The following is a 12,483-nucleotide window of genomic DNA, read 5'->3' on the forward strand; positions in this document are numbered from 1 at the left end:
ATGAGCTTAAAGGAATTATTTGAAAATACAAAGGGGACGGGGATACTTGCAACAGCTGATTCAACTGGAAATGTTGATATAGCGCTTTATGCAAAACCATTTGTAATTAATGAAAAAACAATTGCTTTTATTATGCTGAACAAACTTAGCTATAGTAATCTTCAATCAAACCCAAAAGCCGCATATATGTTTTTGCAAGAAGGTTATCAAGGCAAAAGACTATACCTAAAAAAAGTCAAAGAAGAAAAAGACCAGTCAAAAATCAACGAAATGCTCAGGCACAAGTACGATGATCCAGAGGTTTTAGAAAAAGAAAAAGCTCTTGTGTATTTTGAAGTTGAAAAAGAAGTTCCTATTGCGGTAAAGTAGTGATTATCCATGAATATATTAATTACAGGCGGTAGTGGCCTTATAGGAAAGAAACTCTCTCGAATTCTAGCGGAAAAAGGGCATAATGTTGCAATACTTAGCAGAAAGCAAGAAACTTCTAATTATAAGGTTTATACATGGAATATTGAGCAAAATCAGATAGATTTAAAAGCCATAGAAGAATCCGATTGCATTGTGCATCTAGCTGGTGCTAATATTGGCGAAAAACCTTGGAGTAGTAGCCAAAAAGAGCTTATCTTAAAAAGCCGAATTGATTCTGCAAATCTTTTATTTGAAACGGCAAAGAAGATAAGCAAGAGTTTTAAATGTGTAGTTAGCGCTTCTGCTGTTGGCTGTTATGGAGCTGTAACTTCTAATCATGTCTTTAAAGAAACAGACCCTTATGGAAATGATTTTTTAGGCAGTGTTTGCAAAAACTGGGAAGCAGCTATTGAGCAATTTCAATCATTAGACACAAGGGTGGTGAAACTAAGAACCGCAATGGTTTTGGATAAAGATGGTGGGGCACTAACAAAAATAATAAAACCAGTAAAATTAGGGCTTGCAAGTGCACTTGGAAGTGGTAGGCAATATGTAACATGGATACATATAGATGATTTAGTAAACATTTATGTAAAAGCAATTGAAGATCAAAACTTAAAAGGGGCATACAATTGCGCAAGTATGGATCAAAAAGCAAACAAAGAATTTATGCAAACCCTGGCAAAAACATTTCATAAACCGTTCTGGCCATTTAATGCACCATCTTTAGTTTTAAAGAGCCTATATGGAGAAATGGCAGACATCTTATTGGAAGGTAGCCGTGTAGATATCAGTAAAATCTTATCGACTGGTTTCAAATTCCAGTACAATTATTTAGAAGATGCTCTAAAATCACTCTACATAAATGTTTGATATAGATATACTAAAAAACATAAAAAGAAAAAATGTCAAAGTAAGTGGTGTTGAATCAAGCGTATTGGTACCATTTTACAAAAAGGATGAGTGGGAAATATATTTTATAAAACGTGTGTGCGATGGCTCTATACATTCTGCCCAAGTTGCATTCCCGGGTGGCAAAAAAGAACCTCAAGATAAAAATGCCCAACTCACAGCAATAAGAGAAACTTTCGAAGAAATAGGTATAAAGCAAGAATACATAGAAATTGTAAGTAGCCTTGAACCAACAGTTACACTGAGTTCGAATTTTATCGTATACCCATTTGTAGGCATTTTAAAAAGCAATAAATTTTGCATAAACAAAAGCGAGGTTCAATATATCTTTAGTGTACCATTGGAATTTTTAATTAAACAATTTCCCTTAAAGCTTCAACAATTTGAATTTAAAGGTAGAATTTTTAACACATATTTGATAGAATACGACTCTGAAATTATTTGGGGAGCTACAGCAAGGATATTAAATAATTTGCTAGAACACATAGCAAGAGGGGACTAAATTGAGTGGTATTTTTGTTATAGGCCATAAAAATCCAGATACTGATAGCGTGTGTGCCGCTTATGCTTATGCATATCTAAAAAATAAAATTGACAAGCAATACAACTACATATGTGCAAGGTGTGGAAATTTAAACAAACAGACAGCATTTGTCTTTAAACATTTAAATTTGACGCCACCTGTGCTAATAAAGGATATATACCCAAAAGTAAAAGATGTAATGACAAAAAATGTTGTAAGTATTAATGAGAATGTGCCGCTTTTTGAAGTAATGGATAGTATTAAAAATAAAAATATCAGAGTATTGCCCGTTGTTGATAATGAAAATAATTTTAAAGGCATAGTAAGTGTTTTTGAAATTTCAAACTTTTTCATGAATACAATTAACCAAAAGCCAATATACACGCTGAATATAGAAAACTTTGAAAAAGTTTTACCTGGATATTTGTTAAAAGAAGGCAATCGAAAGCAAATAGAAGCACAAATCGTAGTTGGCGCAATGCCGTTTGAGGTATTTAAAAATTATGTAGCTAGTTTGGATTTTTCAAAGGTAGTTTTAATTGTCGGGAAAAGAGAGAAAATATTAAAATACGCCATAGAAAACCAAGCGCATACCATTGTAATTACTGGTATAAAAGATAAAACAGAGTTAAACAGTATTGATTTTTCTAACTTTGGTGGTAATGTATATATCAGTCTTCTTGATACATCCGAAACACTTCATAAAATTACTCTATCTGTCCCCGTATACTCACTTGTAAGCAGAAAAGCTCAATGTATTAATTCAAATGAATATATAGATAAAGCAAAAAGTTTACTGTTAGAAAGTACAAATAGAGCTTTAAGTGTGGTAGATGATAATAAATTGCAAGGCATTATTACAAGGTCAGATGTAATAAAAAAATTTTCAAATAAAGTTATATTGGTTGATCATAACGAGCAAAATCAAGCTATAGATGGCATTGAAACGGCTCAAATATTAGAAATTATCGACCACCATAGACTATCGCCAATTAAGACAACCTACCCGATATTTTTTTATGCAAAGCCTGTAGGTTCAACATGCACTTTAGTAACTGAGCTTTATAAATTTTACAATATTGAAATTTCACAAGAAATAGCCCATATATTGCTTTCTGGGATTTTGTCAGATACTGTGGGGGCAAAATCGCCTACTACAACTTCGCTTGATACAGATGCCATTAAACAACTTTCAAAAATTGCAAATATTGATGCTGTTGAGTATACAAAAATGCTTTTTGCCCAATCAGACGACATCACAGCAAGAAACCCAAAAGACATTTTAGAGAGTGACTTTAAACCTTATGAGGAATTTGGTATCAAATTTGGAATTGCTCAAGTAGAAACGACAAACCTTAATGCGGTTAACCAGATAAAAGAAAACTTAATTAATGAAATACAACAACAAAAGCAGCAAAAAAAGTTAGATTGGCTAATGCTACTAGTTAGTGATATTATTACTGGAGATAGTATACTCATTACTTCAGATCACCTGTTGGAGAAAAATTTTTCTTATAAAAAACTTGAAAAAAATATTTACTATTTACATGGTGTGCTATCAAGGAAAAAACAACTTTTGCCAGAAATACTAAATCTTCTCGAATCCGAGGTTAAATGAGTATGTTTGATGGGAAAAAAATACTATTGGGCGTAAGCGCATCTGTGTCGATATACAAATCGTGCGAGCTCATAAGGCAATTAAGAAAAGAGGGCTTTGAAGTTAAAGTTGCGCTAACTAAAGAGGCTCAAAGCTTTATATCCCCATTGCTGTTTGAATCTCTAAGCTCAAATAAAGTATATACAGATGTATTAGAAGAAAATAGCTACATGGGTGTATCGCATATTGAGCTTGCCAAATGGGCTGATGTGATTGCTATAGTGCCAGCTACTGCTCATATTATAGCAAAATTGGCACATGGTTTTGCAGATTGCCCTGTTAGTTTAGCTACACTTGCAAGCGATAAGCCTAAAATTATTGCGCCTGCTATGAATTCAAAAATGTATGAGAATATAGCTACCCAAGACAACATAGCATTACTTAAAAAACGTGGGTTTGTTTTTGTAGAACCTATGGTAGGTGAACTGGCTTGCAATAGTGTTGGTGTTGGCCATATTGCAGAGGTCGAAGATATAAAAGAAGCGATTGAATCTTTATTCTTTGAAAAATCTCTTGTTGGAAAAACGATTATTACCACAGCATCTTCTACACAGGAAGAAATTGACCCTGTACGTTACATAAGTAACCATTCAAGTGGGAAAATGGGTTTTGCAATAGCTCAAATGGCTTTTAATATGGGAGCAAACTCAATATTGATAAGTGGTCCATCAAACCTAAAAGCCCCTTATGGTGTTAATCGCATTAATGTAAAATCGGCTCTGGAGATGCTAAAAGCCATTGAAAATCAAATTCGGCTATGCAGTAAAAACGATATTTACTTAATAATGGCAGCTGCTGTTTCTGATTTCAAACCAAAACAACCAAGCGCTCAGAAAATTAAAAGGCAAAGCAAAGACATGCTGATTTTAGAACTTGAACAAAACCCAGATATATCAAAAAGTATAAAAGAAAAGTATCCACACATTAAGCTCATTGGTTTTGCTGCAGAAACAAATGACTTAATAGGAAATGCAACAATAAAAATAGAAAAAAAAGGTTTGGAGTTTATCGTGCTGAATGATGTTTCAAGAAAGGATATTGGCTTTGACAGCCCAAACAACGAAGTAACTATAATTTTTAAAGACGGAAAAACAAAAAATTTACCACTTATGAGCAAAAAAGAAGTTGCCTATAACATTTTAAAACACCTATAGGAGAAAAAATGAACTATTTAGAAATAAAAACACACAATGATTTAGATAAATTAAAACTATATTTAGCAAAAAATCAGTACGATGAGCAAGAAAATACTGTTAGAAAAATTATAAAAGACATTAGAGAAAAAAAAGATGAGGCTTTATTTGAATACTGTCATAAGTTTGATAATTTTAAAGCCAACAAAGACAATATAAATGTTAGCAACACAGAATTCGAGCAAGCGCTAAGCCAAGTAACACTTGAACAAAAAGAAACTATTCTCTACGCCAAAGAAAAAATAGAAAACTTTCATAGGGCTTTTTTGCCAAAAAGTTGCATTATCGAACAAAACGGCGCAATTTTGGGCACCAGGGTAACAAGCGTTAAAAAAGCTGGTCTATATATACCTGGAGGCAAGGCTTTTTATCCCTCTACTGCACTTATGACAATAATTCCTGCATATGTTGCAGGCGTAGATGAAATATATATATGCACACCAGCTCAGAATAGCTATATAAACCCGTTGCTGCTGTATATTGCTAAACTATACAATATTGAAAATGTATTCAAAGTGGGCGGAGCGCAAGCTATAGCAGCGCTTGCTTATGGGACTCAAAGTATACCTAAAGTTGATGTTATAGCAGGTCCTGGTAATATATATGTAGCCTTTGCAAAAAAATTAGTTTATGGTGATGTTGGCATAGATTCCGTTGCTGGACCATCTGAGGTTATGGTTGTTTCCGATAATTGCGAAAAATTATACGCTGCGTATGATTTGCTATCTCAAGCAGAGCACGACGCAAACGCAAAGGTTTACTATGTAGGTTTTAATAAAGAGTGCATAAATAAAATTAGCGACAAGTTTTTTGAACTTGCAAAAACTGCCAAACGCAGTGAAATAACTTTAAAATCCAGTCAAAATGCGTTATTTATTCAAACCACAAGGGAACTTGCCGGGCAAATAATTGATGAAATTGCGCCAGAACATTTAGAGCTTCAACTGAATGATCCTTATAGTTTTATGAACTCATTTAAAAATGCAGGTGCGATATTTATTGGAGAATACTCATGCGAAACATTAGGTGACTATGTAGCTGGACCAAACCACACTTTGCCAACATCTCAAACAGCTCGATTCTCAAGTGTGTTATCAACAGAAACCTTTTTGAAAAAAAGTAGTATAATTCATTATACTCATAAAGCTTTACAACAAGATGCACCATATGCCATTAAGTTTGCCGAATACGAAGGTTTGTTTGCACACGCTGAAGCTCTTAAGGTAAGGCTATGATTGAAATTGTAAAGCCAACGATTTTAGATTGCGAACAAATGAAAACGCTTATTGATAAATTTGCCAAAACACAAGTAGTACTGCCAAGACCTATTGAAGACGTAGCTGAGCGTATAAGAGAATTTTATATTGCAAAAGATGGTACAAAAGTAATAGCAACAAGCAGTTTGCGTATATTTCATCCAAACTTAGCCGAAATTCGCACAATTACAATCGATGAAAACTACCAAAAGCAAGGCCTCGGTAGAAAGCTGATAGAAAAAGAATTAGGAGAAGCAAAAGCGCTGGGCATAACAAGAGTATTTGCCCTGACAATGCAAGTCGAATTTTTTAAAAAAATGAGATTTGCATTTATTGACAAAAAAAATCTGCCTCTTAAAAAAATATGGGAAGATTGCATAAAGTGTCCGTTATTCCCAGATTGTAATGAAGAAGCACTAATTATTGATTTATAATTTTAACTCTTTGATTTTATTTAGTACCTCTTGGGTATGATTTGCTACCTTAACGTTGCGCCATATATAGCGTATAGTAAGATTTTTGTCTATTAAAAATGTAGTTCGCTTAGCCGAACCCCTTTTACTATCAGCTTTTACAACATCAAAAGAAGAAACTAACTGTTTATCAGAATCGCTAATTAAAGGAAATTTTAAACCATAATTTTCTATAAATTTTTTGTGTGAATCGATAGAGTCTATGCTTACACCAATCACAACAGTATCTAATGCTTCAAATGCGCCTAGATGGGCATTAAAATCCATTGCTTGTCTTGTACAGCCTGGTGTGTTGTCTTTTGGGTAAAAATATAAAACAATATTTTTCTTTCCTTTAAAATCATTTAAATTAACAACATAACCGATGCTTTGTCCAATTACATTTTCAACTTTATCGTTTACATCCACAAACCAACTCCAAAAAAGATAGAGGGGTTTTAAAACCCCTCCTCATTAGCTAGCTTTTTTGAATAGTTACAAATAGCGTAGATTCGCCGCGCTTTAACAACATACTTATAACATTTTCATTAGGCTTTTGCTTAAGTATATTTTTAAACTGCTCTATAGAGTACACATTTTCATTATCGAGTTTAATTATCATATCGCCTGGTTTTATACCCGCTAGGGCCGCAAATGAATTCGGATTTACAGACGTTATTACAACACCTTTATGTTCTTTTAAATTATAAATTTTGGCTAAATTAGCATTAATAGGGGCAGCACTAAAACCGTATGGTGTATTAAAAGAGCTACTTTGCGTTGAAGGTTGGGCTGTTTCTAATTGTTGTTGATTTTCTTTCTGTGGTCGCTCACCTAACAAAACTGTTTTAGTAGTCTCTTTTCCATCTCTTATAATACCTAAGACTACCTTGGTACCTGGTTTTGTAAAAGCTATATCGTATGGTAAATCTGGTGCATAAATACTTTTGCCATTCATTGAAACTATAACATCACCTGGCTCTATACCCGCTTTTGCAGCAGGTGAATTCTTGAATACTTCATTTATAACAGCACCATTTAAGCTTTTTAGCTTCAACAAATCTGCTACTTCTGGTGTTAGAAGCTGTATGCCTACACCCAGCCATCCTCTCTTTGGTACTTCACCTTTCATTAAGTATGGCAACTCGTCTTTTATGGTATCTGATGGTATGGCAAAACCAATACCTTGACCTGAAGCAATGATAGCTGTATTCATAGCTATTACCTGACCATCCATATTTACAAGAGGACCACCAGAGTTGCCTGGGTTAATTGCAGCATTTGTTTGTATAAAATGGTCAAATGGACCTTCGCCAATTACTCTACCTTTTGCGCTAATTATACCAGAGGTTACTGTGCCACTTAGCCCAAATGGGTTTCCAACTGCCAAAACCCACTGGCCTATTTCCATTTTGTTTGAGTCACCCAACTGTAAAGTTGGCAAAGGTCTTTTAGGGTTAATCTTTAAAAGAGCAATATCCACTTCTGGGTCATAGCCCACAATTTTAGCTTTGTAAATCTCATTTGTGTTTAAGGTTACATTAATGTCTGTAGCTTGCTTAACCACATGATAGTTAGTTAAAATATAACCATTGCTGGAAATAATAAAACCAGAGCCTAAAAAGTGGGCTTTATAGTTTTGAGTGTAGCCCTGGAAAAAATGCTTAAAGAAATCACTAAAAGGCGAGTTGGAAAACATTTCTCCAAACGGATTTACGCTGCCTTTAACTACTTGAGTAGTACTGATGTTGACCACAGCTGGCAAAACTTTTTCCGCAATAGGTGTAAAACTTGGCAGTGCAATGTTTTGAGCATTGGCATTCACGCTTAAAAATACTAAAAATACAAATAATAGCGACAACTTTTTATAAAGCTTCATTAAAAACCTCCAATACAATATTTGTTTTATTTTTAAAAACTATTATTTTTTACCCAATCCTTGGCAAAGTAGGTAATTATAATATCACAACCAGCTCTTTTTATTGAAGTAAGTACTTCATCAACGATTTTTTGCTCATCTACCCAACCCAACTGTGAAGCCGCTTTTATAAATGAGTACTCTCCGCTAACGCTATAGCCCGCAAGTGGCATAAATGGATAGTGATCTTTTGCCATTTTTATAATATCCAAATAGCTCAACGCAGGCTTAATCATAATAATATCTGCGCCTTCTTCAATATCAAGCTCGATTTCTTTCAATGCCTCATTTGCGTTTGCATAATCCATCTGGTAGGATTTTCTATCTCCAAATGCAGGCGTAGATCCTGCCGCTTCTCTAAATGGGCCATAGAAGTTAGATGCGTATTTTGCTGAGTATGCCATTATTATAGTGTCTTTAAAATTATTTTCATCAAGAGCATTTCTTATTGCACTAACCATACCGTCTATCATGCCCGATGGCGCAATTATATCTGCTCCCGCTTTTGCATACACACAAGCTTCCTTTTTTAAAAGCTCGAGTGTCTCATCATTAAGCAAATAACCATTTTTATCAATTATACCGCAGTGACCATGGCTTGTATACTCGCAAAAGCATGCATCTGCAGCCACCACAAGGTCTGGCAAATAATCTTTAATTTCCCTTATAGCTTTGACAATTATGCCATTTTCATCATATGCACAGCTTCCTAGCTCATCCTTTTTGCTTGGTATACCAAATAATATAATGGATTTTATTCCTAAGCTATAGACTTCTTTTGCCTCTTTTTTTGCTTCTTCTAAAGGTAATTGAAAAATTCCAGGCATAGACAAGATAGGTTTCTTTTGGTTTTCATACGTAACAAAAATCGGATACATAAAATCATTAACATTAAGGCAAGTTTGTCTGACTATGTCACGTATATGTTGATTTTTTCTGAGTCTTCTTGGACGCGTTTTTGGAAAATTCATAATACCTCCAATTCATTTTTAAATTTACATACAAAAGCATGATTTGTCAAATCCTGAAGTGCAGATAAATTATCATTGCCATTGAAAAAAAAGTTATTTAAGGCAAAACCGCGTAAATTTAAGCCTCTTGTTTTGCAATAGTATAAATTAAGCAATGTATCATTAATGCATCCAAGTTTGTTTGGCACAACTATAATAGTTTCTAAATTAAGCAACTCCGCTAAATCGGCAAATGTATGTGATTTATCCAATGGCACGAGCAATCCTCCAGACCCTTCAATTATATTCACATCAGCCTTACTTTTATTTATCTTATCTATTACAAAATCAATAGGAAATGTTTCATATAAAAAATACGGAGCGACAGGTGGTTCACCAAACAGCAATGTCTGAATTTCAACTTTGCTAGCCTCAAATACAGCTTTTGCATCGTCATCTTTTGGATAGCCTGTTTGGATGATCTTGGTATAGATTACACTTTTATTCATATTTTTGTAATATTCAGACAGCAAAGCGCAAAAGTACGTTTTCCCCACATTTGTATTGCTGCCACTAACAAATATTTTCATCCATCACCTCTTTTGTAGCAAAATACGCACTTTTAACAAGCTTTTCTATCTCTGATTCGTTAATTACATATGGGGGCAAAAAGTACATCAAATCACCCAAATTTCGGAGTAGTACACCTTTTTCAAGCGCTTTTCTATAAATTTTAAAGCCAAACCTCAGCGACGCATCAAATGGCTCTTTTGTATATCTATCTTTAACAAACTCAATGGCGCTAATAAAACCCGCACTTCTAATTTCTCCCACACAATCAAGATCTTTAAAGTATTTTTCAATTAATTGCTTCGTTAGGGTGTATTTTTTTTTATTATTTTCAAGTACATTTTCATCGGCAAATATGTTCAGCGTTTCACATGCGGCTGCGCATGCAAGAGCATTGCCATCATAGCTGTGCGAGTGCAAAAAACTTTTTTGCTTTTCGTAATCATCATAAAATGCATAGTATACCTCATCGGTTGTAAGCGTCAAAGACAAAGGCAAGTATCCGCTTGTTAGACCTTTTGATAAACACAGAAAATCTGGCTTAATACAGGCTTGCTCAAGCGCAAACATTGTGCCTGTTCTTCCAAAACCTGTTGCTATCTCATCAAGGATTAAATGTATGTTGAGTTTTTTTGTAAGCTCTCTTAGTTTTGATAAATATTTAGCCGGGTACATCTTAAAGCCACCCGCAAACTGCACTAAAGGCTCGACAATAACAGCGGCAACTTCTTCAACGTGTTGTTCGAGTGTTTTTTTCATAAATTCAAAACATTCAACGTTGCAGTTTTCTCTTGTTTTGCCAAAAGGACAGCGGTAGCAATTTGGAAACTCAACCATTATGTTTTTTATCAAAATATCATCATAGGCTTTCTTATAAAGTGGCTCCCCCATTACAGACAAAGCGCCAAATGTTTCCCCATGGTAGCCATTTTCTAGATAAACAAACTTTTTTTTGCTTTTTAAGCCAATATTTTTAAAATAATGGTAGCTCATTTTTAAAGCAATCTCAACAGCCGATGAACCAATTTCTGCAAAAAATATTTTTTTTAGATTTTTAGGAACAAGCTTGATAAGTTTATCACTTAACTCAAGCGCTTTGTCATGAGTAAAGCCTGCAAAAATGACTTGTTCTAATACTTCCAATTGATTTTTAATTGCGTTATTTATGCGCTCATTTGAATGCCCAAACAAATTTACCCACCATGACGATATGCCATCAATATATGAGTTGCCTTTCTCATCAAAAAGGTACACACCTTTTGCTTTTTTAACGCGGATTATGGGGTTTTTTTCATAATCTTTCATTTGAGAACAGGGATGCCAGATAATACTTTCCATAAATAGCCTCCAAAAAACTTGACATTGTTATAATACTAGTGTAAAAGAATTAATTGTCAATATGTTAATTTGCTAAACTTAACAATTTAAAAATGAGTTTTTTAGATTTGCTTAAAAAAAACCTAGATCAAATAAAAATTAATCAGTTATACCGCAGTATACCATCAATCAGCGCTCATGCAAAAAAATACATAAGCTTAAACGGCTCAGTGTATCTTAATTTGTCATCAAACAACTATTTAGGCTTAGCAGATAATGAGCATTTAAAAAAAGCCGCAATTTTCGCAATCGAAAAGTTTGGTTGTTCATCAACTGCTTCTAGATTAGTTAGTGGCAATTTTGATATTTACAATAAGCTAGAATCTACGATTGCTCAATTCAAACATACTCAAAAAGCCCTTGTTTTAAACACTGGCTATGTTGCAAACCTAACACTACTTCAATCGTTGGCAAAAGATGCCGTTGTGTTTAGCGACAGGCTTAACCACGCAAGTATTGTAGATGGAATATTGCTGTCTGGTGCAAAATTTCATAGATATGCTCACTGCGACATAGAAATGCTAGAAAAGCTTTTAAAAAAGGAAACTTCAAATAAAATTATTGTAACGGACACCATATTTAGTATGGATGGTGATGCAGCGCCATTAAAAGAAATTGTAAAGCTAGCAAAGCAGTATGAAGCATTTGTTATTGTAGATGAAGCACACGCTACTGGCATTTTTGGAGAGGGTAGGGGATATGCTTACCAGGAGTGTGTATCTAGTGATATTGATTGTCACATGGGAACATTTTCTAAAGCGTTAGGCAGTTTTGGGGCATATATTGCTTCAAGTGAACTTGTAATAGATTATCTTATAAACAACGCAAGAGGTTTTATATTTTCAACTGCGCTGCCTCCTGCTGTCATTGCAGCAAATCTCGCGAGCATTAACTATGTTAGAAAAAACCCACAATTGGGCAAAAATTTACTTTCAATCTCAGATAATATTAGGCAATTTCTAAAAAAACTTGGCTTTGATGTAGGAAACTCTGTATCGCAAATTATACCTGTTATATTAAAAACAAACGATATAACCTTAAAATCCCAAAAGCTACTTTTGGAAAAAGGCGTATTTGTTGGTGCAATAAGACCACCCACAGTACCAAAAAATACTTCAAGACTTAGAATATCGCTTAGGGCAGATTTAGACGAAAACGATTTAAAACTTATAAAAGATGCTTTTGTGCATTTAGGAAATGCCTTATGACATTTGTATCTGGTTGGGCAGGCTTTCGGGAAATTTTTCATAAACTTCCTTTGCAG

Annotated in this window: 13 protein-coding genes; 8 read left to right on the top strand and 5 right to left on the bottom strand. The window is 34.2% G+C overall.

Annotated features, from left to right (window positions below; genetic code table 11):
* The 7 genes from DESAMIL20_RS04540 to DESAMIL20_RS04570 are packed head-to-tail and all read left to right on the top strand — an operon-like array spanning window position 1 to window position 6,386.
* Window positions 1-369, top strand: coding sequence for a pyridoxamine 5'-phosphate oxidase family protein (locus tag DESAMIL20_RS04540; protein ID WP_086033630.1), 369 nt, complete (start codon window positions 1-3; stop codon window positions 367-369).
* A 9-nt stretch (window positions 370-378) separates the two neighbouring features.
* The gene (locus DESAMIL20_RS04545; protein ID WP_086033631.1) at window positions 379-1,284 is read left to right on the top strand and encodes a TIGR01777 family oxidoreductase; all 906 of its coding nucleotides are present in this window, start codon (window positions 379-381) and stop codon (window positions 1,282-1,284) included.
* Window positions 1,277-1,825 (top strand): NUDIX hydrolase, encoded by a 549-nt coding sequence (locus DESAMIL20_RS04550; protein ID WP_086033632.1) that lies wholly within the window; start codon window positions 1,277-1,279, stop codon window positions 1,823-1,825. Before DESAMIL20_RS04545 ends, DESAMIL20_RS04550 begins: the two co-directional genes overlap by 8 nt.
* A gap of 1 nt (window position 1,826) precedes the next feature.
* Window positions 1,827-3,464, top strand: coding sequence for a putative manganese-dependent inorganic diphosphatase (locus DESAMIL20_RS04555; protein WP_086033633.1), 1,638 nt, complete (start codon window positions 1,827-1,829; stop codon window positions 3,462-3,464).
* Window positions 3,461-4,657, top strand: a complete 1,197-nt coding sequence (coaBC, locus tag DESAMIL20_RS04560; protein WP_086033634.1) for a bifunctional phosphopantothenoylcysteine decarboxylase/phosphopantothenate--cysteine ligase CoaBC — start codon at window positions 3,461-3,463, stop codon at window positions 4,655-4,657. Before DESAMIL20_RS04555 ends, coaBC begins: the two co-directional genes overlap by 4 nt.
* 8 nt (window positions 4,658-4,665) lie before the next feature.
* A complete protein-coding gene (gene hisD / locus DESAMIL20_RS04565; RefSeq protein WP_086033635.1) occupies window positions 4,666-5,931 on the top strand; it encodes a histidinol dehydrogenase in 1,266 nt (421 codons plus the stop codon).
* On the top strand, window positions 5,928-6,386 hold the full coding sequence (locus DESAMIL20_RS04570) for an N-acetyltransferase (RefSeq protein WP_086033636.1): 459 nt from the start codon (window positions 5,928-5,930) through the stop codon (window positions 6,384-6,386). Before hisD ends, DESAMIL20_RS04570 begins: the two co-directional genes overlap by 4 nt.
* On the opposite strand, the gene DESAMIL20_RS04575 is transcribed toward DESAMIL20_RS04570, so the two are convergent.
* Genes DESAMIL20_RS04575 through bioA form a run of 5 tightly spaced genes read right to left on the bottom strand, consistent with a single transcriptional unit; the run spans window position 6,381 to window position 11,180 of the window.
* Window positions 6,381-6,833, bottom strand: coding sequence for a peroxiredoxin (locus tag DESAMIL20_RS04575; RefSeq protein WP_204218563.1), 453 nt, complete (start codon window positions 6,831-6,833; stop codon window positions 6,381-6,383). The two genes, DESAMIL20_RS04570 and DESAMIL20_RS04575, sit on opposite strands and share 6 nt — an antisense overlap.
* Before the next feature lie 49 nt (window positions 6,834-6,882).
* Window positions 6,883-8,283, bottom strand: coding sequence for a DegQ family serine endoprotease (locus DESAMIL20_RS04580; protein WP_086033637.1), 1,401 nt, complete (start codon window positions 8,281-8,283; stop codon window positions 6,883-6,885).
* Window positions 8,284-8,315: 32 nt separating this feature from the next.
* Entirely contained in the window at window positions 8,316-9,293 is a 978-nt protein-coding gene (hemB, locus tag DESAMIL20_RS04585; RefSeq protein ID WP_086033638.1) for a porphobilinogen synthase, read from the bottom strand.
* Entirely contained in the window at window positions 9,290-9,862 is a 573-nt protein-coding gene (gene bioD, locus DESAMIL20_RS04590; RefSeq protein ID WP_086033639.1) for a dethiobiotin synthase, read from the bottom strand. The genes hemB and bioD overlap by 4 nt, the downstream gene beginning before the upstream one ends.
* Complete coding sequence (gene bioA, locus DESAMIL20_RS04595; protein ID WP_086033640.1) at window positions 9,846-11,180, bottom strand: adenosylmethionine--8-amino-7-oxononanoate transaminase; 1,335 nt, start codon at window positions 11,178-11,180, stop codon at window positions 9,846-9,848. Before bioA ends, bioD begins: the two co-directional genes overlap by 17 nt.
* Window positions 11,181-11,272: 92 nt before the next feature.
* Here bioA and bioF point away from each other — a divergent pair, with 92 nt between their 5' ends.
* Complete coding sequence (gene bioF, locus DESAMIL20_RS04600) at window positions 11,273-12,427, top strand: 8-amino-7-oxononanoate synthase (RefSeq protein ID WP_086033641.1); 1,155 nt, start codon at window positions 11,273-11,275, stop codon at window positions 12,425-12,427.
* Window positions 12,428-12,483 lie beyond the last annotated feature (56 nt).

The organism is Desulfurella amilsii, from assembly GCF_002119425.1.
Classification (GTDB): Bacteria; Campylobacterota_A; Desulfurellia; order Desulfurellales; family Desulfurellaceae; genus Desulfurella; species Desulfurella amilsii.